Raw genomic sequence first — 24,513 nt, forward strand, 5'->3', positions numbered from 1 at the left:
CCGCCATTCGTATCTGGGCGGCATCAGCCCGCTCGCATTCGAAGCCAGGGTGGCATAGTGAGATCGGTGACCGGCGCAAAACCGTTACAAGTCCAATCCCAAGCGTGAACTCGCCGGGTTCCAAGGCTTCCTCCAGGCCGACGCTTACTCCGGGTTCAACGCGCTTTACGCTGGCAACAGCATATCGGAAGTTGCCTGCTGGGCGCACTTTCGACGCGAGCTGTTCGAGCGCCACAAGCAGCAGCCTACCGCGCTCACCACTGACCTGCTCGGCCGTATCGGCCAGCTTTACACCATCGAAGCCGAGATCAGGGGCCAGCCCGCCGAGATCCGACGAAGTATCCGTCAGGAGCGGTCGCAGCCGCTGGTAACGGCGCTGCGCGCCGCGCTCGATGATGCCCTGCGCAAACTTGCGCCAAAGTCGCTCACCGCGAAGGCTATCCGCTATGGCACCAAACGATGGAAGGCGTTCACCCGCTTCCTCGATGACGGTCGGCTCGAGATCGACAACAACATCGCGGAAAGAGCCATCCGCCCCATCGCCATCGGTCGAAAGAACTGGCTGTTCGCCGGTTCCCAAGCCGGTGGTGAACGCGCCGCCGCGATCTACTCGGTTATCGAGACCGCCAAGATGAACGGTCTCGAGCCGCAGGCCTATATCGCCGATGTCATCGCCCGGATCGCAGCAGACTGGCCCGCATCGCGATGGGACGAACTCATGCCGTGGAACTGGCAGCCGACTGCAGAAAACAACCTCGCAAAGGCAGCCTGACCGCGGCCTTCAGCACACGCTTACGCAACGTCGCACCCGAGGCGAAGATCACTTCATACTGCCATGTTGGCCTGAGGCCTGAGGGAAGCGGCGCTCCCTTCGCCACGACGAAAGCGTCCGCAAAGAGCCATGCTGCAAGGGACAGTGCTCCCCACGCAAAGAGCGCCGCCAAACCCATTCCCACAATTGCAGCCAGAATGGACACCCTCTGCCATACTCTGGCAGCCTCCCGGTGAGTGGCAGCCCTGTCGTTCCAAAGCTTCACTGGCGCCTCAATACGAAGCTTTTCAGTGAATTGCTCGTGTGTTTCTTGGAATCGCTGATCCCACTCAGAGCGAATTTCCGAGATCGACGCCTCCGTGGCTGAACGCCATTCCTCAACGTCGGCCTTCTGACGTTCGCTTTCGTCGACAAGCTCTTGGAGGCGCGTTCTGTGCATTTCCTCCTTATCGGCTAGCTCTTGCCGATGCTTTGCAACGTCCTCCGATAGCGAGGCAACCATGTTCCTGGCAGCGCTCCGGGCCGTAGAGATGCTCTTAGATGAAAGCCCCGACAGACGCTGTTGCAGGTCGATGACCCCCGCGACCTGCACCTTCGACATCTGCTGAATGACCTGTTCGGAGTCATTTGCCATATGGAATCTAAGGGCCCCCGAAGCCTGCAGTGCTCCGGATTCCACTGCGATATCGGCAATCATTTTGCCGATCTTCGAGTCCACCGTGAACGCTTTGGGAAGGTTGGCATTCGAATGAATGACCTGCGGGATCTGATCAATCCGCTCGGGATGCCTCGTAAGATAATCGCCAACCGATGTCTCTAGATTGCTCCATGGCTGGCGAAGAGCGCTGAACTCGTTGCGATTCGACTGACGGTTATCGGCAGCGTTCTTCTTGATGTCGTCCGCAACGCTCACTTCAATTCAACCCCTTTCAAAGTCTCACCATCAGGCCAACCGTTCAACGATGACATCATCGCCAACATCGTAGCGATAGAGGTGCAGCCTCCTCGTCGCGATGAGCCGGATCGCTTGCTCGACTGCCTCTGGTGACACGATGAACCATTCACGGGGATCAACCGATTTGCCAAACCGGTCAGGCAATCGGACGTTCAGGCACGCACCTGAGAAGAACCGGTGCAGCAAACCTTCGATCTTCTTCGGTGGGACGCCCTTCGTCTCGTATTCCGCAACGACCCCGGCCGGCGCCATAAGGAACGTCGGATCGTTTGCAGCCCCGGCGATCCGCTCGTTTGCCGTTCCGACCGTGGATCCGATTTTGAGCATGTGGTGTTTCAAATCTGCAAGCACCGGATCCTGAGAAAGGGTGCGAGCGACGTATATGCACCCGGTGACCTTGGCTTCCTGACCGCTGAACAAAGGTCCCGCTTGCGGTGCTAGGACGCGCCTGCTGTTGTCCGCGCGGTAGAGTGCCTTGCCGAATGATCGCAGAAGATGGCCGCTCTCAGTGCCATTGTCATAGATGATCCGCAGGCGCGCATCCTTTTGGTCGCCCTTTGTCCGTGTCATCCATGGCCCAACGTCCGCGATGTAGGCGAGCTGGCCTTCTAAGATGAAAATATCGCCTACAGCGATTTGATAGGTGGAGCTTGTCGGCACTGTCGAACGGGCGCCTGCTGCGATGTCAGCAATCGCCTCGTCGAATATCGGAGCGAACTTCTCGAACTCCGCGCACGGAACGCGCTCGGCGATGATGTCGGCCTCGGCCTTCGGCTTGGGTGTTGGGGTAGCATTGAATTCGAAGATATGGTCGTCTGGCGTGATCAAAAGATCATCGCCACTGGCAATCAGATCATCGAGGCTTGCGGGAACTTCATTACGTGTTTCGGCTGCGTGCTGGAGCAGGCCATACTGGTCAAAATCCTGCATGGCAGCGACCTTGCTGGGATCCTTCTGGAATGCTGTCAGCCGAACGCCGAGGCGCATTTCTTCAGGGGATCGTGACGATGGGTCGGGAGCTCTGCCGGTCTTCTCACGGAAGGCCACGATTTCGAGAAACAACCGGGACTGGTCATCTGCCCGGTTCGGAGCCTTGCGGAGCTCAGGCACAAACAGATCATCCTTGTCAGTGATGAGCTGATCCAGCAGTTCATAAAAGGCGCTCGATGACCGAGACATCAGGCCGCCTGATCCTTTTCCTTCTGCCTCCGAATGGCCGCAGCTCTGATCCATGCCAGGGCTTCAGCCATACGTTTCTCAATCGGATCTGCAGCATTGATGTTCGGCTCTCGCCCATGCTGTTCCTTGAATGTGCGAATACGCGGAACCTGCGCCAGCGCTTCTGCCTCGCTGATCTCGATTCTGGTCTCGGCAATAGACTGGTGGATACGCCGCAGGACCGATTCCCCGAGTGCTTTCGAGAGGATCTCGTAGGATTGCTGGAAGGGGTTAACCTGATCGATCAGGTCGATGTTCAGATCAGGGATCGAGACGAACTTCGAAGTCAGCTTGAGCAATTGCGCATGAGCTTTCTGTCCTTCAGTAGCCCCCTCCTCTTCGGACGGCGGCAATCCTGAGGCACGGCTAGATTGAGTCAGCTTGGAGAGCACCGCGCGCCTTGCAACAACGTTCTGCCGGATGGCTTCAAGGTCTTCCTCGTTTTCAGCAATATCAGGATACCGCCGGGCAATGATGTCCGGGATAAGGTGCTGGTTGATTGTCTCTGCCGGAAACTCATCGGGGATCAGGCTAGCGCGAAGAACCTGCGAGTCCTGCAGCACGGCTGCCATCAGGTCCGTCATATCCATCTGTATGATTTCCTGCGCCCTCTTGCTGGTCGGCTCCTTAAGGCCACTCACCTCGACGACTGGTTCTGGATCATGGAGATCAATTTTCACCGAAGGCCGAGCAGTTCCATCGAACCGATCATCGGTAGGCCGCGTGCGGAAGTTGAAGTTTGGGGCCAGAACCTGCTCCATTAACAGCGAGCAGGCGATGGCCTTGAGCATGTCGTTGACGGCCGTGCGCACAACTTCGTCTTCGGTATCGGGCTCGGCGATCAGATTGGTGAACTGGGCATGGGCCTTTCCGGGCGCATCGCGAGTAACCCGCCCGATGATCTGCACCACCTCTGTGAGAGACCCGCGATAGCCGATCGTCAGCGCATGTTCGCACCAGATCCAGTCAAAGCCCTCCTTCGCCATGCCAAGCGCAATGACGATGTCGAGGTCATCCTTTTCCCTCACTCCACGAAGCCCATTCAGCACCTGCTGCTGAGTATCAGGTGTTACCAAGTCCGCGATCTTGAGGACCTGGCCCTCAGGCGTCCGCAGATGCTGGAACCCCGTCACCTCATCGACTTCGAAAACATCGCCCAGCACATCGAGGATGCTGTTCATTTCCTTGATCTTATCACCAAGGGCAGCCTGCGAATTGACGCTGGGAATGTGAATGATGGTCTTCTTGTTGGGATCGAGAACCTCTCCGATCGCGGTCAGGTAGCTGCGATGGTAGAAGTTGTAGCCGATCCCTAGCGTCTTGAGATGTTCGTATCCGGATAGCTGCTGGTAGTAGGTGTAGGTGACCCGGGCGAACTTCTCTTCATCTTCCGGCCGCAGGACTGGAACCTGATCACCGCGAAAATAAGACCCGGTCATGGCGATCAGATGTGCCGTGCCTTCGGCAATGATTGCGCGGATTAATTCGCCAAGCTTGTTGTCGGCATCGGCCGAAACGTGGTGGAATTCGTCGACCGCGAGGACGCAGTCTTTGAATGCGTCGATGCCAGAACCTTCGTTGACGATCCGATCGAATGCATGACGCAGCGTTGAATGAGTGCAGACGATGATCTCGTCATCGCTCTCCATGAACCGGATGAAGGCGTTGATCTTTCCCCCTTCGCCGCCCAGCATATCGCAGAGGTTATTCTGAGGCTGGACGGTCCAGTCCGCGAAGAAGCCATGCTCCGTGAGCAGCGTAGAGCGGAAGGAGTTACCGATCGACTTCTCGGGCACCGCCACGATGACCTTGCGAAGGCCTTGGTTGATGAGCTTGTCGAGCCCGATGAACATGAGGGCCCGGCTCTTGCCTGAAGCCGGAGGGGACTTGAGCAGCAGATACTGGGCATTGCGTGCATCGAACGCAGTCGACTGCATCTCGCGCATCCCCATCGTATCAATGGATTTGCTGGCCCCGGTGGCGCCGTATTCGACCTTAATGAAGTCTGGCATCGTTTCCTCCCGATCAGGCAGCCTTGGCCGCAGTTTTGGTCATCCGGGCGTAGAGTTTGAACAGGTGTTCCAGGCGCTCGGCATCGTCCTTGAAGGGGCGGCCGATGTAGATCGTCTCGAGGTAATCATCGAGTTCATGGTGAGCCTGAAGCAAATCAGAGGGCATGGTCTCGGGGTTGTAAAGCCACGCCAAATTCCGGCCGTCAGTAAAGTATGGTTCCCTTGCTCCAAGGACACTCAGTGCGCGCCCCTCAAGGCAAGATAATTGCTCTTGGGATAGATCTGGAACAGGGAATGTATTATAAACCAGAGTGTTAGAGTATCTAAAATCTGATTTCAGTCGCCCTCCAACGACACCCGTCCAAGCACTATGCATTCTTGAGCTAATGATCGAGAAAAGCCAAGTCGGCGCCTTCAAAACAGCAAACGCTGAGTCTGGAACAATATGCCGATCAGTGGCAAAACCCGATGGAATGTAAAGACGTCTCTCAGAGGAGACTCTCGGAATTACGAGAGCTTCTTGTGGAGGGCTCGACGTTAAGGGAAAAAGATGAGGTGAATTGGCGAATTGATTGGTTCCTTGACGCGGACTACTCGCTCTAAAGATCCTGACACGCTCTAGCCTCTCGCATATCGGAGGTATCAATTGAACCTCCTCGATATCTTTATTTGTTATCCACAGGCAATAACGAACGTCTCCCTGAATAAGTTCTTTTGAACCTAAAATTTGTCGAAAATATTTCTCGCTCTGAGGGTATTTATCAAATAGTTCAGCTCTCTGTTCCTCAGAGAAAATCATGTTTCCTCCGTCTAGAAACTGATTGCCAAAGCTCATTTGGGGAAGGGATGTCGAGGATGATCTTGGAAAAACGATAACTGTTGGCGCATTAGCAAGGTATGGATTTATGCTATCCGCCGGAAATGACCGATCTTCATAAAAAATTTTCGCTGGCCGGCTGCCCTGCGCCCCAATTCCGACAATCACACAGATTACAGCAGCATTGTTCGTTGCATTATTCTTCCACTTAAATGATGTATAGGCAAATATAATTTCCTGGCCAAATGAATATATAATTGGCCATAGAATGCATACTTGCTCTCCCTGGCAAATCGAATTGGTGGCCACGAAGGCAGCTTGCCCGCCGGAAATCTGGTTGTATTGAGCTGCCTTTGCATACCATGCAGCCACATAATCCAGCTTTTTAAATGACTTTGTATGGTTCCGGAAAACTATGGATACGTCTTCTTTCTGTTCGTCGTCTTGGAGATTGCTTCCAAGATAAGGTGGATTACCAACTATAAAGACCTCAGAATCCGACCGCGGAGGGCAGACGTCAGCCCAATCTTTTCTCAATGCATTCCCGACGACGATGTGACCAGCATCTGTCAGGGGCAGAGCTGGGGTAGGAGCCGAGCATATCTCGTCCAGCTTCTTGTTCATCTGATACTGGGAGATCCACAGCGATAGCTTGGCGGTTTCGCAGGCGAAATCGACAGGGTCGATGCCGTAGAAGTTGCTGATCTTGATGCCGGTCTGGAAGTCAGCGAGCGCCAACTGCCCCTTGCGCTTCACGTCGCGGATTCGTCTGAACGCTTCAGTCTCAATGATGCGCAGCTCACGATATGCGATGATCAGGAAGTTGCCGGAACCGCAAGCTGGATCGAAAACACGGATGCGGGAGATCCGGTCGATCAGCTTCTCCAGCGCCTTCACATTATCGCCAGCCGAGGTAAGCTGTTCCCTCAGAGAATTGAGGAACAGCGGATCAAGCACCTTCATAATGTTCGGCACAGATGTGTAATGCATGCCGAAGTCGGCCCGCATGTCAGTCTGGACGATTGCCTGGATCATCGATCCGAAGATGTCTGCGTGGATCTGATCCCAGTGAAGCCCAGCAGCCTCAAGCAGCAGACGTCGGGCCCGCCGATTGAAGTTCGGCACCTCGGTATGATCGCGGAACAGACCGCCGTTCACATACGGGAAGTCAGCCGCAATACGCTGTGATCGGACGCCTTTTGCCCGCCTAGTGACCTTGTCGGCGATGTCCAGCGCGAGGAAGATGTCTTCGATGACTCGCTTCGTGTCGGATCCACCGACATCGACAGCCTCCCGGCGTAAAGTCTCGAGGAACAGCTTGTCAGGGAAAATGCCGGTGTCTTCTGCAAACATGCAGAACAGCAGCCGGGTCATGAAGAGGTTGAGATCGTGGACGCGATCATCGCCCCAATCAGGGTTGGCGTCCCGGATGGCATCATGGAATTTCGCCATGTGCCGAGCCGCGCGGACATCAGCGACGGTTTCCGGCGCCGGCTGATACCGCTCGACACCGAACATCGGAAGCAGGAAGTCATAGTTTACAGGCAAGTCGGCAAGACGGTCGAATGCCGGTGTTTCGCCCGTCTTAAGATCGACTGACAGGAACTCATCGCCATCTGTGCTCATCAAGAACCGGGGGACGCTTTTTGCTACCTTCCCGTTCTTCCCGATGAGTGAGGCCTTGAGGGTCTCGATCGTCGATTGAACCTGGCCACGATCGGCTGCTCGATAAATGAGCTTCTTTGGCCATACCAAGTCGGCGGCCATGAGCCCCGGAGAATGCTTCATCCTGAGCTTAGCGATCTCGTTTCTGGATGCGGAGTAGGCTTCCATTAGCCGGAAGGGGAAGTCGTGCAACGTGCAGGTGCGGTCCGCTACATCACCGACGAGCGTCTCCAAACTTTCCTCGATTTCAATCGTGTTTAGCATGCAGTCCCCATGATTCAGGCACTTATAGGATGTTCTACAGATTGCTCCAAGTTCCTCCTCCACAATGGTCATTGCCCCAGAGTCCAGAGGTCAGGTGTGCCGAACGCATTGACCAGAGGCGGCGTCTCGCCTTAGAAGTGTGAGTGTAAGCATCGGCATAATCGGATAAAATCGGTTAGGCTTCGAGCAAGGGAGCGAGATCGTATGGACAATGACTTCGAGCAGCAGCCGTTTGGGGATCCTGAATTTGCGGAGAACCCAGAGCAGCGTTGCCCTGTGGTCCTTCTCCTTGACGTATCGGGCTCGATGTCCGGCAGGCCAATCGAAGAGCTCAACAACGGTCTCGCGCAGTTCCGCGATGAACTCAGCCAAGATTCCCTGGCATCGAAACGGGTCGAGATCGCGGTTGTTACCTTCGGTCCAGTCGAGGTGCAGCAAGACTTCACGACGATTGATGGCTTTTATCCTGAGACTCTGAGACCGTCTGGTGCGACCCCTATGGGCGAGGCGATAGAGCGGGGCATTCAACTGCTCCGTGAGCGAAAGGACCGCTACCGCGCAAACTCCATCAAGTATTACCGGCCGTGGGTGTTCTTGATCACTGATGGAGCACCAACTGACAGCTGGAAGAATGCTGCAAGGCTCGTCCATGAAGGCGAGGAGCGTAACGAATTTATGTTCTACGCTGTTGGCGTTCAAGGTGCCGACATCGGCGTGCTTGGTCAGATCGCGACGAGGCAGCCCTTGATGCTCAGGGGCCTTGCATTTAGTGAACTATTCGCTTGGCTCTCAAGCTCGCTAAGCTCGGTCTCCCAGTCGACACCTAGCGATAAAGTGGCGCTGGTAAACCCTATGGCACCAGATGGATGGGCTGTTGCAGGCTAGTCTGTCATGGCTTGGCGGTGGGCCGCAGCCTCTGAGATAGGCAGTTCACATTTGCGGCTCGGGACCAGGAAACAGGATGCAATGTCCTGTTTTTTGACCGGCTCCGGGGCTCTATGTGCGATTGTGTGTGATGGTGCAGGTTCTGCCCCGTTCGGGGGAGAGGGTGCATCGGTCCTTGTCCGGACATTGAGTGAGTCGCTCCGTGCGCATTTCCGCGTTGGTCGAGTGCTTCCAGAAGATGATGACGTCTGGTCTTGGGTAGATTCAGCACGTGATCGGCTTGCAATGGCGGCCGAACAACGAGAAACGACCCGGCGTGCCTTTGCCTCAACGTTGGTGATGCTCGTGGCTACCGGAAACAAGATCCTGACGGCGCATATTGGCGACGGAGCGATAGTTGCTCGCACGGGGGCTGCGTGGGAAACAATTTCTCCGCCCGAGAACGGCGAGTTTGCTTCGACAACCTATTTCGCCACCGATGATCCGATGCCCCGTCTTCGTCTGGAAAGGCACGAAGGGGAGTGGACGGGCTTCGCTGTCTTCAGCGACGGGATTGAGAACCTAGTTCTCGATCATCGCAATGATGCACCTCATGAGCCGTTCTTCAACACCATGATCGCTCCGGTCGATGCCCTGAATGAGCCGGGCAAGGATGCCAAACTGTCGTCTGCGCTCGCCGCCTTTTTGCGCGGTCCGAAGGTCTGCGATAAAACGGACGATGACAAGACATTGCTGCTTCTGTCGTCACGATGAAGCTGCCTGAACTTTACGTCGGCGGTAAGCGATTGCCGGTAGCGAAGCAGATCGCGAAGGGTGGCGAGGGAACCGTCTATCTGCTGGATGGCCCCTATCGCAAAGCCGTAAAGGTCTATTTCGAAGATAAGCGCGCTGACCGCGAAGCCAAAGTCTCAGCCATGGTCAAGAATGGCCTCGCTCAGTCATCCAGCCTTGTTGCCTATCCGGATAGCTTGGTCAGCCTGCGATCTGGCGAGTTTGCCGGCTTCACGATGAGGCTGGTGGAGGGCTTTCACGAGCTGCATCAACTCTATGGCCCGAAAGACCGTAAGACGCATTTCCCCAAGGCTGACTTCCGTTTCCTTGTGCGGGCGGCTGCAAATACGGCTCGAGCTGTTGCACAGGTGCATAGTTCGCCTTGCGTGATCGGCGATCTGAATGAGTCAGGCATTCTGGTCTCCTCAGAGGCGATGGTTGCCCTGATCGACGCGGACAGCTTTCAGTTCGAAATCGGCGGCAAGCTTTACCCGTGCCTTGTCGGCAAGCCAGATTTCACCGCACCTGAGTTGCATGGACGATCACTGCAAGGGGTTCCCCGCACCAAGGAGCATGATAACTTCGCTCTGGCGGTCTCGATTTTCCGTCTGCTTTTCATGGGGCGGCACCCTTACGCGGGACAGCTGAAGGGCAGCGATCTTTCCCTTGATCAAATGATCGCTGCGAACCTGTTCGCCTACAGCAGGAATCGAAAAACAGGCGTTTCACCGCCCGGCATTCTCCCGTCGCTCGATGATTTTCCCGCCGACATATCCAACGGGTTTGAGCGGGCGTTTGGGCTCAATCCCGCTGATAGGCCTTCAGCATCTGAATGGGTGTCGATGCTGCAGGGACTGGAGCGTCAGTTCAGCCGGTGCAGCACCGATGGAATGCACTTCTACCCCTCAACGGCGAAGAAGTGCCCATGGTGCCGGATGGAAGCCGCTACCGGCGCCATGCTTTTCATCTCGACTGTCGCTACCGTGGGCAAGGCGACCGTTAACCTCGTAAATTTCAACGTCGATAAGGCATGGGCGGCGATCAAAGCTGTGGTGCTGCCTGATCCCAACACCGCGTCCCCACCCGTCCCAACGTTCAATCTCGATCCCAGCGAGGATGCAAAGAAGGCGAAGTCCGGCAAGATAGGCTACAAGCTATTGTCTGGCGCTGCGGCATCTGGCGGCGTTGCTGGTTTTGCCTATTTCCCTGACGCCTTCATCGTATGGCTGATCGCTTTCGGCGTTGCCTGGAGTCAATTCGATAAGGGCGGCCCTGACAAGGCCGAGTGGCGTCGGATCTATAGCCAGACAGAGAGCGAATGGGATCGAGCGCTTTCGGAATGGCGAAAGTCGACAGGCCTGACTGGCTTGATCGATCTGCACCTCGAGCTTGAAGATGCAGTTGAGGAATACAAAGGCCTCAGTGCCAAGAAGGCAAAGGCTCAGACCAAGCTTCAGAATGACCGGCGCAACCGTCAACTTACCGAGTATCTTGATCGTTTCCTGATCAGGCGCGCTAGCATCTCCGGTATTGGTCAGGCCAAGAAGGCGGTGCTTGTCTCCTACGGCATCGAGTCTGCGGCCGACGTCAAGCAGAACGCCATCTTGAATATACCTGGCTTTGGGCCAGCGACCGCCGACAAGCTCATGAAGTGGAGAGCTGGGCTCGAACGGCGGTTTCAATACAATCCCAACCCGACGCCGTCTGACGCTGCTGCACAAGCGAAGCTCGATGCTGATTTCGCCAATCGGGCATCTGCACTGGCAAAGAAGATTGACGGGGGGCAGGCTGAACTCCAGCAGTCAGCAGCTGGGATGCGCTCAAGACTGCAGCAAGCGAACCCAAGGTTGACCGCACTCGCCGAACAAAGGGCGCAGCTCGAAGCCGACCTTGCATTTCTGGGGATTCCTAAACCTTCGAGACCTGCACGTGCGGCAATCCCAGTTCCGAGCACCGCACGGCCGAAGCCAATTCGACAAACTGTCCTGTCCCCCTCTCCTTCCCCTTCGCCACCACCTCCACCAGCGACTGCCAGTGGAGGGGTGTCCTGCCCAAGATGTGGATCGAGAATGGTCAGGCGTGTTGCAAGGCGCGGTCGCAATGCCGGCAACTCGTTCTGGGGTTGCTCCCGTTATCCAAGCTGTAAGGGGACCCGCTCGTGACCTGTGTGAACTATCAGGCTGACAGGCAAGAGGAGCATTGTCGGTGAACACCCATGCTGATCCCCTTCCAACCGCACCTTCGACGATCTCGTTTTCGATGCAGGGCTTTCAGGACGATGCTGTGGCCACGGCAATGGCCAACGCTGTAGCGAGCTACATCCGGTCTATCAGCAGATACATCAATCTGGAGCGCCTCGACGGTGTTACCGTCGCGCACGATTACGATGATGCTCTCCTCGGCCTTGACCGCGGAGTTGAAGGGCTTCGACCGCTTACCCGTTCAAATGACGATCAGCTTGTCGGGGTCGCGATGGCTCCCGCAGTCCTGCGGGATGGTGCCGTGAAGGTCCACATGGTCTTCAATGCGCATTACCTGCACGGGTTAGAAGAAACTGAGGACGGTGAGGAAGGTGTTGGATTTTCCGACACCCTTTACCTCCTCGCTCATGAATGCGCGCACGTGGAGGTCACGACAGAAAAGGACCGCGCGTTTCCCGGACGAATTCTGCAAGCCAATTACTCGGATTACGTTGAGGCCTTTTTTGCTCCGATCGTCGAAGCCTGCTGGGAGGAATATGCAGCTTGCCGACTGAGCGCGATGTTTGGCGCACAGCAGCTTGAACGTTACGAGGAGGGATTGATTGGAGTTTTAGGGGTGTCCGCCACTAAGTCGGAAACGGCGCGGACCTCCTTCTGGCAGCATAACGATTTGGACCGAGCTGCGCTAGAAATCGCAGCTCCGCTGTTGGAGCCGATGCGCATTGCTTCATACGCCTATGGACATCTCGATGGGTTGGATGATCAGGCTTGCCTGAGTGACGAGGCGCAAATAGCAATTGACCAAGCTGGCTTTCGGCCTTTCCTAGATGATTTGGTTGCGGCCTTAAGGCGGCTCTGGTCACTCGGACCAGATTGGGATGATGAAGCACAGTTTGATATCGTTGCTGACGTGGCCCGTGACGTTCTTTGGTATGGCGGCTTGCTCGTTTCCCCGACAGACGGGGAAAGTGCCAATATCAATGTTTGGGAGCCAAACTTGCTTGATCCTCACGATCTCGGACTGGAACGCTATTGGTAATGCGAGCCACTCTGGTCTTCGCGCCCGAGAGTGGTGCTGAAGATTAGTGTTCGCCCTACTGGGTGTCCGAAAGGAATTGGACGAGTCCGCTCATTGAACCGGTATCTGCCCGGTAGGTAACCGTCCTGCCAACCTTCGTCGCTGTCACCAGCCCTGCATTTCGGAGCACTGACAAATGCACCGACGTATTCGTCGGCATTGCACCAGCCTCTTCCGCTACCCGGGTTGAAGACAAGCCATTGGGGTGAGCTGCGATAGCAAGATAAATGTCCAGGCGGACTGGTTGAGCAAGAGCACTAAGTTTCGCGACAACATCTGATTTTTCCATATTTGAAAGATAACCCTGACCCTCGCTAAAGGCAAGAAATATTCAATGCCTCAATACCTATTGAATAATTGAAGTAATAAGCTATATACCCCCTGACCATGCTGAATTTCTTGGCATGGACAGAGAGGAGGAAGTGCCATGTGTAGTGTCGGCACTATTAGTAGCGTAGGTGACACCGAGCTATCGAGACGCTCACCTGATTGGAATCTCGACCCTTTAGGATCGAAGACTGGCGGAACCCTAGTAGTCGACCGCGTTGCTCTCATCCGCATTGCTTGCGTGGCGGCCGAGACGGGCGCGCGGATGCAACGTGAAGGCTTGGCCGTCGATCCTCTGGCCTGGATGACTGCGTCGCTTGCGCTGTTCCGCGGTCAGCCTCCAATCGAAGCCTGCATGGATAGAAATGGATGCTGCAAAGCTATTCTGCTGCATGGCCTGGGCCTCGAACTCGATATCGATGGCGACGAACTCGAGGCACTCATCGATGTCGATGGACTTGGAAGGGAGCTGGAGGTTGCCCATGCCTGATCCGCAACCCTCCGACATTCGTCAGCTTCGGCGCATACACCTTGCAGTCGGTGAGACAGGCTTCGGTGATCCTGACGACCCGCTTAATGTCGCAGCTGTCGTCGACGTCGAAACAACCGGTCTCGATCCGGAGAACGACAAAGTCATCGAATTGGCTGTGCGCCGCTTCAAGTATGGGCCCTCTGGGCATATCGTCGAGATTGGCAGATCGTGGTCGTGGCGAGAGGATCCAGGCGTTCCCCTGTCCGAAGACGTTATCAGGCTCACCGGCATCACCGATCAGGATCTTGTTGGCCGTAGGATTGATGACCGCATTGCCATTGACGTATTGTCGTCAGCCTCAGTCATCATCGCTCACAATGCAGCCTTCGACCGGCCCCTGGTTGAGCGTCGCCTGCCCAATCTTCCTCAGTCGCGCTGGGCGTGTTCCTGTTCGGAAATCGATTGGCGCGCGGCCGGATTCGAAGGACGTGCCCTGGGCTGGCTGTGCACGCAACTCGGCTGGTTCTATGACGCTCATCGCGCGGAAGGCGATGTCGATGCTGTGATCACCTTGCTCTCCCACGAGCGCACCGATGGGCGGACCTTTTTGTGGGAGCTTGATGCAAGCTCGTCTGGCGATAGCTGGCTGATCGAGGCTGTGGGGGCCTCTATTTCCACAAAGGATGTCTTGAGAATGCGGGGCTACAGATGGGATCCCGACGCCAAGCTGTGGTGGCGGGAAGTCTTCGATCGTGACTTCCCTGAGGAAGAGGCATGGCTTGCCCACGAAGTCTATGCTCCTGGCAAGCTCGCTAGAACCCTTGGCCCACGCCTCACACGGCTGACCGCATTCGACCGCTACCGCCGACGCAAATAGCTCAATGAGCTGGCGATATGACCCAAAGGCTAATACGGCCACCCTCGATGTCTAGCTTTATATACTTGACAAGGGTGGAGGTGGCACATATCTCACATGTCTACTTTTAAACACGTGCTTAGAAAGGAGCAATCATGGCAAAACGACCAGCAAAAAGAGGCGCAGTCACTAAAGCCGAGGCTTCAAAATTGCCCGACGGCCTGATTAACGAAGCACCAGTTGCCTATCCTGTGGCAGGCACAAGCATCACTGCCCTTCAGATTTACCACAACCCGGACAGGAAGCCGGATGGCGACGGTCCGTGGCACAATGAAGCGGACAAGGTGGCGTGGATCGACGCGGAGACCGGACTTGGCTGCATCATGCTTCGCCAAGAGGACGGGACAATCTCGGGCTATACGGGGGTTGGGCCGGTCCATCCCTTATTCGGCTTCAATGTTGACGCAATTCCGATTGGGATTGCGCGAGTCGTTCACGGAGGGGTGACATATAGCAAGGCCTGTGAGGTTAACCGTTTTGCGAGGGTTGCATGGGGCAAGCCAAGGAAGGAACGATACACCGTATGTCATGTAACCAGGGTCAGGATGGTGCAGGATTACCGCAGTGTCCAGACTACCGAAGATGAATTCCATGAAGATGTCTGGTGGCTTGGGTTCGACACCAACCACCCGGGAGATCTGGTTCCCGACAACACGGTGGATCGCCGCAAGGGCGACGTCTATCGGGATCAGCACTTCGTCTACGAAAACTGCATCAAGCTGGCGCGTAAACTTAAATCGATGATGGAAGCACAGGCGGACCATCCGGAATCTGACCATTTGCGGCGCTTACTTCCGCCACCCGCCAGCACGAAAGGCGGTGCGTGATGATCGGGCGGTTCAACGAATTCGGAGGGGACTCAAGCACGCGCTACGGCAATGGCAGGCACCCTTCCTTGCCATGGGGATACTGGTTGGTTTCCACCGGCGATGTCCCCGGAGAGCCGCCACTGGTAGACGAGGATGGGCGCACCTGGGGCTCAGTCCGTCAGGCGTTCTGGGAAGGGCGTCTTGGTCTGTGTCCGTCTCGCAGTGACCCTACGCTGGAATTCATAGCGAGCTATCTGGCCATAGTGGATGGCCGCTTTGTCGGCGAAGAAGAGCGCGTCAGAGACATTTTCCAGGCCGACGGGCATCTGGCGCGTTTTTTCGACGCCTTCTTAATTGCGGCCGGATTGATTACCAATCACCGCGACCGCTTGACTCACGAAGGCCGGGCAGTTCTGGCGATGCTGATCGCCACCAGAAAGCTCGATGATGCCGAGGACAATGTCGGCATGGACTGGATATTGGCCAACCGGTCGAATGGCGGCCGGGAAGATTGGGCGGATGCAGCAGACAAGGTGAAAAGAGCGGAGCAGGTTGCCGAGCGCATGCTTCACAGGTTTGCGACGGACACAATCGATGGTTTGCCAAGTGTAAAACTGATTGGCCTCCACATCACAAATGAGATCCCAGTGCGGAGCACCTTGTGGACGATGTCATGGCCTGCTGCTGATTCCTATGCCCGCGATCAGTTCTACCTCTGGCTGGTCGAGCGAATCGATCGCTGGGACCACTGGAGCGAAATGGTGTCAAGCGAAGGCGCGCGGGCCCTAAGCGAGCACTTCATGAAGCTTGCTTTCTGTGATCGCGATATCAGCGCCCGAACAACCATGCCGGAGCAAGATTAACGGCACGCTGTGGCTGCGAATCCGCCCCAAGTCGTCCTTCATCGTGCTGTCGCGCAATTCCAACTGGAAGCTGATCCGATGCGCCATATCCGCCTCAGCCATCCGCAGATCCTGTCCTCACTCGTCTTTGTCCGCACAGCCCCAGAGCTCCAGCGTGGCTCACGAATCTCGAGTATCGCGCTGTTCACCGTAACCCGGGTCGGAAAAAGCGAAGCAAGTTTTGAGCTGGTCCATGCGCGTTTCGACCCGATCCAGGATCGGGATGCAATCATCGCCGATATCTGCCGCATCATCCCCGATAATGCCCAGCTGCTGGTTCGCCAGCCATGGACGGAATATCTGCAATGCACCGACAATCTAAGCGCCGGCCTTCCGCTTCTCGATAATGGACGACTTGCGCGGGTGTTACCCGGAACGACACTGCTTCCGCTGTGTTGCAGCGATGACCAGATCACCGCCAGTGGAGAAGCGCTTGGCCTTGATATGCCAGGACCAGAGTCGACGCCGCTTAAATGGCATCGCCGCGCACCGCTCGAAGCTATGGCGTTGTGGTCGATCTATCTCCAGCACTTCTCGACAGCTAGGGAAGTGCGTCAGCTTATGGCAGCCTTTCAGGCTTGGCACATCCTCGATAGAGTGAAGCTGGCCCCGCGGCTGTAGGCCCCCGCGGATGAGGCATAGCCTAGTATTTCTAGCTCCTACCGACGATTTCCGAACTGCGCTGGCAGGAAGACGACCCTCGTAAAGGATCGCACCGATCAATATTCAACCGGCGTAGCTCGCGAAGGCGTAGGAAGCACTTCGTAGCTAGCATCCCCGTTCCCCTCATTTGCAAAAATGAGGGGCTTTCGCTGCAACCTGATATTTGTATGAGTCGCTGTGCGCACTCAAACGCTGAAGTTCACGCTTTGTGCGGCCTGTATAATGCACCTCATCGCGGCGCAGCTTTATGCACCGATGGTGCATCTTTAGTGCAATCGCACAAGGACTTGGCGCGCCCGGCAGGACTCGAACCTGCTACCTCAAGATTAGAAGTCTCGCGCTCTATCCAGATGAGCTACGGGCGCGCGCCGGGAAGCCCAATAGCGCGCTTTGCGGCTCAAGGGAATCGCGCTAACCGGTCTATCGATGGAAAACACCTCTCCTTCCGATCCCGCCGCCGCGTTTGACCGCGATCCTGCCGACGGGATCATCGCCACCAGCCGCGCACCCGGAAGCTTCCGCTATTACGACATCGTCATGGCTGCCTTCGTGGCGATCTTGCTGCTGTCGAACCTGATCGGCGCGGCCAAGCTATCCACCGTGGCGGGATATACCTTTGGCGCGGGCATTCTGTTCTTCCCGGTCAGCTATGTCATCGGCGATGTGCTGACCGAGGTCTATGGCTATGCCAAGGCGCGCCGGGTGATCTGGACCGGGTTCGGCGCGCTTACCTTCATGGCGTTTATGAGCTTTGTCGTGGTCGCCATGCCGCCCGCCGATAGCTGGACGGGGCAGGCCGCCTACGAAGAAGTGTTCGGCAGCACCTGGCGGATCGTGCTTGCTTCGATCACCGCGTTCTGGGCCGGGGAATTCGTCAATTCCTTCGTCATGGCCAAGATGAAGGTGCTGACCAAAGGCCGGATGTTGTGGAGCCGCACCATCGGTTCGACCTTCGTGGGCCAAGGCGTCGACAGCCTGATCTTTTACCCGATCGCGTTCCTCGGCATCTGGACGACGCAGGATGTGCTGACCGTGATCGTCACCAACTGGGCGCTGAAAGTGGCGTGGGAAGCCATGCTGACTCCGGTGACTTATGTATTGGTGAACAAGCTGAAGTCCGCCGAGGGCGTCGACCTGTTCGACCTCGATACCAATTTTTCACCCTTCGCGAGCAGCAGCGCCAAACCGACATAGAGCACCGAGCTGGAATGTGGGAACCCTCTTGCATCACGGGCGGCAACCACAGAAGTCCTGATCCTAACGCACGCGCGGGCCACCGAACGGGAGCGGCGGTGGCGGACGACGCACGCCGCGCGGCAGCTGCGCCTGATAGGCACGGCCGCAATGTTCCACGCAATAGGGGAAACCGGGGTTCACCTGCTGGCCGCAGAAGTGGAAATCAGGTTCGCCGGGATGGCCCATCGGCCAGCGGCAGACCTTTTCCGACAGATCGAGCAGGCTGGTCTTGTCGGCGATTTCCGGGCTCGGCTTGGCTGGCACAAGGCGGCGCGGCGGAGCGGGTGGGATCGGGGGCTGCTGATCACCGGGGCCCTGACGCAGGAAGCCACCGGGGCCGACCGAAACAATCTTGGGCAGATCGGACGCCGGGTTAGGAACTGGCTGGGAGGGGCCTGTGTGGCTGCTCTGTTCGGCCACGTCGCTCCGGGCTGCGACTACCGTGGGGCGGATTGATGCACGTTGGGGCGCGATTGCGGCCGTCCGCTCGCCTGCGTCGGAACGCGGCGCGGCAGCGGGCGTGGGCGCAGCAACCGGCTTCCTTGAGGCCGGGGCCTTCTTCTTGTCGTTGGCCTTCACCGGGGAAGGGCGCGCTTTCAGTCCCAACCGATGCGCCTTGCCGATCACAGCATTGCGGCTGACCCCGCCAAGCTCGGTTGCGATCTCGCTGGCGGTGGCGCCGCCTTCCCACATTTTTCTGAGCGTCTCGATGCGCTCGTCCGTCCAGCTCATATGTATTACCTGTTCCTGTGCTTGCGGCGGATACTTGTCATGAAACCCTGCGCAGCCTAGGCACCTGTGCCATGGCCGAACCAGCTTCATTAAACCCGTTTTCCGCGCCGCTCCCGTGACTGAAAAGAACCTGTCTGACAAGACCGGTGGAAGCGCCCGGTTTTCCCCTCGCGGTGTCCCGGTGATATCCGGGATCAACCGCGTGGGTCTGTTCGCCCTCTATATGAAGGAGGTGCGTCGATTTCTCAAGGTGCAGATGCAGACGATCTGGGCACCCGCCTTTACCACGCTGCTGTTTCTGGCGATCTTTACGGTCGCTTTGGGTCGCGAAGGACGCGAAGTGCTCGGCGTGCCGTTTGCGAGTTTCGTCGCGCCCGGGCTGATTGTGATGGCGATGATGCAGAATTCCTTCGCCAATTCCAGCTTTTCACTGCTGGCGGGCAAGATGCAGGGGACGATCATCGACCTGTTGATGCCGCCGCTTTCGCCGGGCGAGTTGATGAGCGGGATTATCGCCGCCGCAATCACCCGCGCGATTGCGGTGGGCTTTACCGTTGCCTTGGCGATGGCGCTGTGGCCGGGCGTATCGCTCGGTATGGCGCACCCCTGGGCGGTCGTGTGGTTCGGGTTGATGGGGTCGCTGTTGCTGGCGACGCTGGGGCTGGCAACCTCGATCTGGGCTGAAAAGTTCGATCACAACGCCGCGATCACCAATTTCATCATCGCCCCGCTATCGCTGCTGTCGGGCACGTTTTACGTGATCGACAACCTTGATCCCGCGTTCCAGTGGGTGAGCCGGATGAACCCGTTTTTCTATGTGATTTCGGGCTTCCGCTATGGCTTTCTGGGGGCCACCGACATGGGGTCAAGCACGACTGTAATCGCGGCTGCAGGGGGCCTGGCGGTGGTCAACGCAGCGCTGGCGGCGGGTACCTATGCACTGCTGCGTTCAGGCTGGAAACTGAAAAGCTGAACTTCCTAATGGGTCAGGGCTCTGCGCATTTTGTAGCGCCCGTCCTTGAAGCTGTCGAACAGTTGGCGCACCGTGGGATGATCGACCGGCCCGCCATCGGCATCCGCCACCAGATTGCCCTGACTGACATAGGCAACGTAGGAGGAATCCTCGTTTTCGGCGAGCAGGTGATAAAACGGCTGATCGCGGCGCGGGCGGATATCCTCGGGGATCGACTGATACCATTCTTCGCTATTGGCAAAGACCGGATCGATATCGAACACCACGCCGCGAAAGGCGAACAGGCGGTGGCGCACCACGTCTCCGATGCCGAAGCGGGCGCGGGTCTGCCGCGGGGCAACAATGGTGCGCCCGGCCTGACTTGAGAAGAACTCTGCGCGTTCCATAGGCGGAATATGGACTTTCAACGCGCCAAAACAAGCAGCGCGATGGTGCAGGTGCGAGATATGCCCGCATTTTGTGGCTTTCCGGGACTTGGCAAGGGGCAATGCTTGGGCTAACGCGCGCGCTCCCTGTCGCCTGCCGCCCCGACCACGCGGCGCACCCGTGTGCGACAGACCTCGCGGAGAGGTGGCAGAGTGGTCGAATGCGCCGCACTCGAAATGCGGTTTACCGGCAACGGTAACGTGGGTTCGAATCCCACCCTCTCCGCCAGTCTCTCCGTAAGCGCTTAATTTAGTTCAACACGTTATAATTCATGTGTTTTATTGTTCGCTTTTCTACAAAATTTCTGCAAAAGTGGTCTGTAGCAGAGGCAGAATGTAGCGCTTGGAAGGCCATCATTATCTCCATCGGAGAAGTTCGGCATGGGTCTTCCGCCGCCCCGCTCCTTATGGTGTTCGTTCCACTTTCGGCACGTCGGAAGTCCGCATCACCCTCGAAACTGCAAGCCATCAAGGCCCAGCGCGGCTGGGAGTTCTATGAGCGTTCGGCGGCGCATCGCGCTGCCCTGGGTTGTTGTCGGCGCCCAGATTGAGGCCAGCCGCTGAGAGGGGCATACGGTCTTACGCTCAAGCGCCGAACGGGCTTAACCAGAGCACGATGCGATTAGCTCATCGAGTCTGAGGCTGAAGCCCGTATCCGACTCAAGCCAGAGGGGCTCCTCCGCCAAGCGAGACACTGAACATCTAAAGCAGTTTATCGGGCGACGGATCGTGGCGGTGGCGTTCTGCTTTGCCGAATACCCGTTCGAGCCGTTCTGCCATCGTATTCGCCGCAATCCGCGCCGCTGCGTCAACATCGCCCGCCTTGCCTGTCACCCCGATCGGGCGGCCGCTGCGCGGGCGCGCTTCGATGGTGCAATGCTTGTCATCGCCGCCGCCCTTGCGTCCGTTATCATCGCTGACATGGACTTCCAGCCGCGTCAGCCGGTCTTCGAATCGGGCGAGCCGGTGGCGCACCTGCTGTTCGATCCGGGTCGCCACATCCGCTGTTCCCATTACCGAACTATCGGAATTGAACTGGAATTGCATGGTGGTCATCGCGGCTGTCTCCTTGGCTGAGTTGTGGCTTTTGCCACTTCCAACATGGGGAGGAACCTGCGCTTTTTCCAGACCTGCGCGGTCAATTGTCCGAGTAAACTGCCTCTGCCGCCTCAGCTGCGTCGGCGGCTTCTGCGGCGCGTCTTTCCGCGCGCACGGTATCGGCCTTCACCCGTTCTTCTGCGGTTTTGCGCGCCTGTTCAGCCAGCCCGCGCCAGGTCTTTTCCGACCGCAATTCGCGCTCCCGCACATTGTCGAGCGTCGCGCGGTCAGCAAGCGCTGCTGCTTCGTTCGCGCGTTCGCAGTAGAATTCGTAGGTCTGGGCCATCAAGAATATCCTGCCGGGAGATGGGGGAGGCGGTCGTCCGGTTCTGGTCGTCCGCGGGGGCGGGCCGGGAATGGCGGGCGGAGCACCATCGCGCCCCGCCCTGCCGGTATTGTTTAGTCAGCGGCCGAAAGGTTCACAGCGCTTTCTTTGCCGTTACGACCCTGTTCGAGATCGTAGTTGAGGCGCTGGTCCTTATCGAGGCTGTGCATGCCTGCTGCCTGCACGGCAGTGATGTGCACGAAGCTGTCCGACGAGCCATCGTCAGGCTGAATGAAGCCATAGCCCTTGTCGGTGTTGAAAAACTTTACGGTTCCGGTCTTGCTCATAGTCTGTTCCTTTCAAGAACAATCAATTGCCCTTCCGCGACATGCGGGCGGGATAGTGCTTCGTATCGTCCGATGAAAGGAAGTCGTCGTCTGGTTAACGCCGGGGCCGGTGGGGAGCCGCGTGTGCGGGCCCGATGGCAAGCGGCGGAGCGCAAATTTCGAAGTCCGTCGCAAATTTCGACGCCAGCCCCGATGGTGTAGCACGGTTTGCGCCAAACGCCTAATTTGTGGATTCCTTGTGTTCCGCATCGCGTCCGCGATGCGAAATCCTCGCGCCCTTCGGTCGCTGCGGGCGGCCGGTCGGCCTTGCGGTGCCTGCGGCACCGTTTGCGCTGCTTGGCTGCACCTTGGCTGCGCCGTGTAGGAGACACATGTTACACTGTCCAGGAACCGAAAACCGGCCCGGGCGACGGGGTGCCTCAAGACGTGCGAGATAAGGGCGGCTGTGTGCTTCATCCGGGCAGGATGGCCGAGGTCGGAGTGTGTAGGAAAGCGCGCAGTACCATTTACCGCGCCCGCCCCGCTCCAGTTTTCTTGTCGCATCGTTAAAAACCGAAAACCGGTTCCTACTTTTCAGCACGATGCTCTAGACTGGCGCGATGTCACCCATCATCATCCTGATCGACGCCGATGCCTGCCCGGTGAAGGACGAGATTTATCGCGTTGCCGAGCGGTTCAAGCCCCCCCGCCCCGAAGTGCACGTGCGCGTGGTCAGCAACGCCCCCTTCCGCATCCCGGACAGCCCGCGCATCCGGCGGGTGGTGGTCAGCGATAGCTTCGACGCGGCGGATGATTGGATTGCCGAGGCTGCGGATGCGCTGCCCAAAGACACCTGCGTGGTCATCACCGCCGACATCCTGCTGGCCGACCGCTGCCTGAAAGCGGGCGCGCGGGTGCTGAAACACAATGGCGACGAATTCAGCCCCGCCAGCATCGGAGGAGCGATAGCCACCCGAGCAATCATGGCCGACCTGCGCGCCGGGATGGACGGAGTGGGAGGCGGCCCCGCGCCGTTCAGCAAGGCGGACCGCTCGCGGTTCTTGCAGGCGCTGGATAGGGTGCTGGTGGGGTTGGCGCGGGGTTAGGGTGTGGGGACGGTGGAGAGGGGGTGGGTTGTGATAACCTAAGGATCCGCATACACTCATGAGAACATAAAGGATTTAATGTCCCGCATGGAGTCCATAGACGTCCTTCTTGTTCGCCCCATGGTGCTATTGGTCGTGCTTGGCATTGGCGCGGCCATCGGCATAGGTGTTGAACGCCTGACCAATCACTATAACGCGCAGAAGCGCAAAGCGTATTGGCGAAGACGCAATTATGCGAAAGACAAAGCGAAGCTCGTTCCGATAAGCCACAGAGGTCGCGAGCAGGAACCCAGCGCGGATTACGCTGCCGACCAGCTCAAGATTGTGAGTAAAGCCGAATTTGCGCAGCGCCCACTGCTCAATCGTTCTGAAGCCAATGTCTTTACTGCGCTCGACAAAGCCGTGATCGCCCGCAACCCCGGCTGGCAAGTGATGGCACAAGTCAGCCTTGGTGAATTCCTCGCCAGCCCAGACCGAGACGCTTACTTCGCAGTCAACTCAAAGCGGGTCGATTTTGCGCTGATGGACGAAAAATGCTGCGTCCGGCACGCGCTGGAATATCAGGGCAAAGGCCACCATACTGGCACCAGCGCGGCGGCTCGCGACGCAGTAAAGAAAGAGGCGCTACGCAAAGCCGGGATCGGCTATCACGAGGTGGTCGCCGGACACACAACGCCGGGGGAATTGCGGGTGTTGGTGGAGAAGCTGGTGCCTGAAAAATAGGCCGTCGGGGCGTCACCGATCTAGCATTGCACCCAATTCCCACATCAGCAACCGCCCTCCCACCCCCAACCCCTCCCCACGGGGAGGGGAGGAATGCCCCCCCACATTGACACCACCCCCCATCAGGCCCACGCCTCGCGGCGGGCATTTCGCCCGTTAGGAACAGCCGATGGCCAAGGGCCAACAGAAGAAAAGCAAGGAAGCGCGCAAGCCCAAGAAGGATAAGGGGCCGAAGACCAACGCCAGTCAGCCCAGCCAGAAGCCCGGCGGGATCAAGGGGCTGGAGAATATGAAGAACGGCTGACGCAAGCGCGCTAATCCCAGCGCGCTAACCCCAAGGCTCGATCAGCCTGACCTGTCGCGCTTTGCAATTACCGCTCGCGCTGGATCGTCTCGGTCAGCCGGGCCACGGTGATGCCAAACCGGCGGATGCGCATCACGTTGCTGGCGCTTTGGCCGTCGCGGTTGATCGTGATGACCTGGTGGATCCGCAGGTGGTTGTCCATCGTATAGGTCAGCGTCAGGGTATCGCCAGCCAGAGTGCCCGAAAGATCATCGGCGGCGTCGGAAATCGTGCCGCCGAATTGGCCGGGCGATGTTTCGCGCAGGCGCCAGGTGCGGTAGCGTGTCGGCTGGTCGCCGATGGTCACTTCCTGTTCCAGCACCATGTCACCGTTGCGCTGGCGGGTGCCGAAGGTGGAAACGCGGGTGGTCTTGGTGGAAGAAAGGATCTGCTTCAGCGTGCCCTGGCTGGTGGTCCGACCGGTGAAGAACGCCGCCGGGTCGAACCGCGTGGCGGTGGCGGATGCCTGGGCCTGGAACGCCGAAACAGCCAATCCAACCGCCACCATCGCCGCTATAATCCACGCAAGCCCTGCGGCTCTTTGCCCGCTCATGCGCCC

At 57.8% G+C, this 24,513-nt stretch carries 26 protein-coding genes, 2 tRNA genes and 1 pseudogene; 16 read left to right on the plus strand and 13 right to left on the minus strand.

Features of this window, described 5'->3' with window-relative positions:
• Positions 1 to 79: 79 nt before the first annotated feature.
• Positions 80 to 772 (plus strand): annotated as a pseudogene (tnpC, locus tag ABIE62_RS14040) (IS66 family transposase); the annotation flags it as partial.
• Here tnpC and ABIE62_RS14050 read toward each other — a convergent pair.
• The 4 genes from ABIE62_RS14050 to ABIE62_RS14065 are packed head-to-tail and all read right to left on the minus strand — an operon-like array spanning position 717 to position 7,775.
• Positions 717 to 1,685, minus strand: a complete 969-nt coding sequence (locus ABIE62_RS14050; RefSeq protein WP_354326947.1) for a DUF6161 domain-containing protein — start codon at positions 1,683 to 1,685, stop codon at positions 717 to 719. The pseudogene tnpC and the gene ABIE62_RS14050 sit on opposite strands and share 56 nt — an antisense overlap.
• 30 nt (positions 1,686 to 1,715) lie before the next feature.
• The gene (locus tag ABIE62_RS14055) at positions 1,716 to 2,906 is read right to left on the minus strand and encodes a GIY-YIG nuclease family protein (RefSeq protein ID WP_354326948.1); all 1,191 of its coding nucleotides are present in this window, start codon (positions 2,904 to 2,906) and stop codon (positions 1,716 to 1,718) included.
• Positions 2,906 to 4,957, minus strand: a complete 2,052-nt coding sequence (locus ABIE62_RS14060) for a DEAD/DEAH box helicase family protein (RefSeq protein ID WP_354326949.1) — start codon at positions 4,955 to 4,957, stop codon at positions 2,906 to 2,908. Before ABIE62_RS14060 ends, ABIE62_RS14055 begins: the two co-directional genes overlap by 1 nt.
• Positions 4,958 to 4,970: 13 nt before the next feature.
• Positions 4,971 to 7,775, minus strand: coding sequence for a class I SAM-dependent DNA methyltransferase (locus ABIE62_RS14065; protein WP_354326950.1), 2,805 nt, complete (start codon positions 7,773 to 7,775; stop codon positions 4,971 to 4,973).
• A gap of 132 nt (positions 7,776 to 7,907) precedes the next feature.
• Between ABIE62_RS14065 and ABIE62_RS14070 the strand changes: the two genes are divergently transcribed.
• The 4 genes from ABIE62_RS14070 to ABIE62_RS14085 are packed head-to-tail and all read left to right on the plus strand — an operon-like array spanning position 7,908 to position 12,599.
• Positions 7,908 to 8,588, plus strand: coding sequence for a vWA domain-containing protein (locus tag ABIE62_RS14070; protein WP_354326952.1), 681 nt, complete (start codon positions 7,908 to 7,910; stop codon positions 8,586 to 8,588).
• A 6-nt stretch (positions 8,589 to 8,594) separates the two neighbouring features.
• A complete protein-coding gene (locus ABIE62_RS14075; RefSeq protein WP_354326954.1) occupies positions 8,595 to 9,341 on the plus strand; it encodes a PP2C family serine/threonine-protein phosphatase in 747 nt (248 codons plus the stop codon).
• The gene (locus ABIE62_RS14080; protein WP_354326956.1) at positions 9,338 to 11,521 is read left to right on the plus strand and encodes a topoisomerase DNA-binding C4 zinc finger domain-containing protein; all 2,184 of its coding nucleotides are present in this window, start codon (positions 9,338 to 9,340) and stop codon (positions 11,519 to 11,521) included. Before ABIE62_RS14075 ends, ABIE62_RS14080 begins: the two co-directional genes overlap by 4 nt.
• Before the next feature lie 43 nt (positions 11,522 to 11,564).
• Entirely contained in the window at positions 11,565 to 12,599 is a 1,035-nt protein-coding gene (locus ABIE62_RS14085; RefSeq protein ID WP_354326958.1) for a hypothetical protein, read from the plus strand.
• A 55-nt stretch (positions 12,600 to 12,654) separates the two neighbouring features.
• Here ABIE62_RS14085 and ABIE62_RS14090 read toward each other — a convergent pair whose 3' ends face one another.
• Together ABIE62_RS14090 and ABIE62_RS14095 are read right to left on the minus strand one after the other, a co-directional pair.
• Positions 12,655 to 12,927, minus strand: coding sequence for an ArsR/SmtB family transcription factor (locus ABIE62_RS14090; protein ID WP_354326960.1), 273 nt, complete (start codon positions 12,925 to 12,927; stop codon positions 12,655 to 12,657).
• A 240-nt stretch (positions 12,928 to 13,167) separates the two neighbouring features.
• On the minus strand, positions 13,168 to 13,449 hold the full coding sequence (locus ABIE62_RS14095; protein WP_354326962.1) for a hypothetical protein: 282 nt from the start codon (positions 13,447 to 13,449) through the stop codon (positions 13,168 to 13,170).
• Here ABIE62_RS14095 and ABIE62_RS14100 point away from each other — a divergent pair.
• The 4 genes from ABIE62_RS14100 to ABIE62_RS14115 all read left to right on the plus strand — a co-directional run bounded on the left by ABIE62_RS14100 (position 13,448) and on the right by ABIE62_RS14115 (position 16,685).
• Complete coding sequence (locus tag ABIE62_RS14100) at positions 13,448 to 14,314, plus strand: 3'-5' exonuclease (RefSeq protein WP_354326964.1); 867 nt, start codon at positions 13,448 to 13,450, stop codon at positions 14,312 to 14,314. The genes ABIE62_RS14095 and ABIE62_RS14100 overlap by 2 nt on opposite strands.
• A gap of 134 nt (positions 14,315 to 14,448) precedes the next feature.
• The gene (locus tag ABIE62_RS14105) at positions 14,449 to 15,180 is read left to right on the plus strand and encodes a hypothetical protein (protein ID WP_354326965.1); all 732 of its coding nucleotides are present in this window, start codon (positions 14,449 to 14,451) and stop codon (positions 15,178 to 15,180) included.
• Entirely contained in the window at positions 15,180 to 16,025 is an 846-nt protein-coding gene (locus ABIE62_RS14110; protein WP_354326967.1) for a hypothetical protein, read from the plus strand. Before ABIE62_RS14105 ends, ABIE62_RS14110 begins: the two co-directional genes overlap by 1 nt.
• A gap of 78 nt (positions 16,026 to 16,103) precedes the next feature.
• A complete protein-coding gene (locus ABIE62_RS14115) occupies positions 16,104 to 16,685 on the plus strand; it encodes a hypothetical protein (RefSeq protein ID WP_354326969.1) in 582 nt (193 codons plus the stop codon).
• A gap of 330 nt (positions 16,686 to 17,015) precedes the next feature.
• Here the strand turns inward: ABIE62_RS14115 and ABIE62_RS14120 are convergent.
• Positions 17,016 to 17,092, minus strand: a tRNA-Arg gene (locus tag ABIE62_RS14120).
• Positions 17,093 to 17,153: 61 nt separating this feature from the next.
• Between ABIE62_RS14120 and ABIE62_RS14125 the strand changes: the two genes are divergently transcribed.
• Entirely contained in the window at positions 17,154 to 17,921 is a 768-nt protein-coding gene (locus ABIE62_RS14125; protein ID WP_354326970.1) for a queuosine precursor transporter, read from the plus strand.
• Positions 17,922 to 17,984: 63 nt separating this feature from the next.
• On the opposite strand, the gene ABIE62_RS14130 is transcribed toward ABIE62_RS14125, so the two are convergent.
• Complete coding sequence (locus ABIE62_RS14130) at positions 17,985 to 18,695, minus strand: GcrA family cell cycle regulator (RefSeq protein WP_354326971.1); 711 nt, start codon at positions 18,693 to 18,695, stop codon at positions 17,985 to 17,987.
• A gap of 115 nt (positions 18,696 to 18,810) precedes the next feature.
• Between ABIE62_RS14130 and ABIE62_RS14135 the strand changes: the two genes are divergently transcribed.
• On the plus strand, positions 18,811 to 19,668 hold the full coding sequence (locus tag ABIE62_RS14135; protein WP_354326972.1) for an ABC transporter permease: 858 nt from the start codon (positions 18,811 to 18,813) through the stop codon (positions 19,666 to 19,668).
• A gap of 5 nt (positions 19,669 to 19,673) precedes the next feature.
• Here the strand turns inward: ABIE62_RS14135 and hspQ are convergent, their stop codons facing one another.
• Complete coding sequence (hspQ, locus tag ABIE62_RS14140) at positions 19,674 to 20,054, minus strand: heat shock protein HspQ (RefSeq protein WP_354326973.1); 381 nt, start codon at positions 20,052 to 20,054, stop codon at positions 19,674 to 19,676.
• Between the two features lie 178 nt (positions 20,055 to 20,232).
• Between hspQ and ABIE62_RS14145 the strand changes: the two genes are divergently transcribed.
• Positions 20,233 to 20,322, plus strand: a tRNA-Ser gene (locus ABIE62_RS14145).
• Between the two features lie 114 nt (positions 20,323 to 20,436).
• A complete protein-coding gene (locus ABIE62_RS14150) occupies positions 20,437 to 20,592 on the plus strand; it encodes a DUF6538 domain-containing protein (RefSeq protein ID WP_354326974.1) in 156 nt (51 codons plus the stop codon).
• A 203-nt stretch (positions 20,593 to 20,795) separates the two neighbouring features.
• Here the strand turns inward: ABIE62_RS14150 and ABIE62_RS14155 are convergent, their stop codons facing one another.
• The 3 genes from ABIE62_RS14155 to ABIE62_RS14165 all read right to left on the minus strand — a co-directional run bounded on the left by ABIE62_RS14155 (position 20,796) and on the right by ABIE62_RS14165 (position 21,803).
• Positions 20,796 to 21,149, minus strand: a complete 354-nt coding sequence (locus ABIE62_RS14155; RefSeq protein ID WP_354326975.1) for an HPF/RaiA family ribosome-associated protein — start codon at positions 21,147 to 21,149, stop codon at positions 20,796 to 20,798.
• Between the two features lie 82 nt (positions 21,150 to 21,231).
• Positions 21,232 to 21,477, minus strand: coding sequence for a hypothetical protein (locus ABIE62_RS14160; protein WP_354326976.1), 246 nt, complete (start codon positions 21,475 to 21,477; stop codon positions 21,232 to 21,234).
• Positions 21,478 to 21,590: 113 nt separating this feature from the next.
• Positions 21,591 to 21,803 (minus strand): cold-shock protein, encoded by a 213-nt coding sequence (locus tag ABIE62_RS14165; RefSeq protein ID WP_067407366.1) that lies wholly within the window; start codon positions 21,801 to 21,803, stop codon positions 21,591 to 21,593.
• Positions 21,804 to 22,402: 599 nt separating this feature from the next.
• Here ABIE62_RS14165 and ABIE62_RS14170 point away from each other — a divergent pair.
• The 3 genes from ABIE62_RS14170 (at position 22,403) to ABIE62_RS14180 (ending at position 23,915) form a co-directional block, all read left to right on the plus strand.
• Positions 22,403 to 22,888, plus strand: a complete 486-nt coding sequence (locus ABIE62_RS14170) for a YaiI/YqxD family protein (protein ID WP_354326977.1) — start codon at positions 22,403 to 22,405, stop codon at positions 22,886 to 22,888.
• A gap of 87 nt (positions 22,889 to 22,975) precedes the next feature.
• Positions 22,976 to 23,611: a DUF2726 domain-containing protein gene (locus ABIE62_RS14175; protein WP_354326978.1), complete on the plus strand. Its 636-nt coding sequence runs from the start codon at positions 22,976 to 22,978 to the stop codon at positions 23,609 to 23,611.
• Between the two features lie 169 nt (positions 23,612 to 23,780).
• A complete protein-coding gene (locus ABIE62_RS14180) occupies positions 23,781 to 23,915 on the plus strand; it encodes a hypothetical protein (protein ID WP_354326979.1) in 135 nt (44 codons plus the stop codon).
• A gap of 67 nt (positions 23,916 to 23,982) precedes the next feature.
• On the opposite strand, the gene ABIE62_RS14185 is transcribed toward ABIE62_RS14180, so the two are convergent.
• Positions 23,983 to 24,507: a DUF3833 family protein gene (locus ABIE62_RS14185; protein ID WP_354326980.1), complete on the minus strand. Its 525-nt coding sequence runs from the start codon at positions 24,505 to 24,507 to the stop codon at positions 23,983 to 23,985.
• Positions 24,508 to 24,513: the final 6 nt, after the last annotated feature.

This window comes from Porphyrobacter sp. MBR-155 (assembly GCF_040547625.1).
GTDB lineage: Bacteria > Pseudomonadota > Alphaproteobacteria > Sphingomonadales > Sphingomonadaceae > Erythrobacter.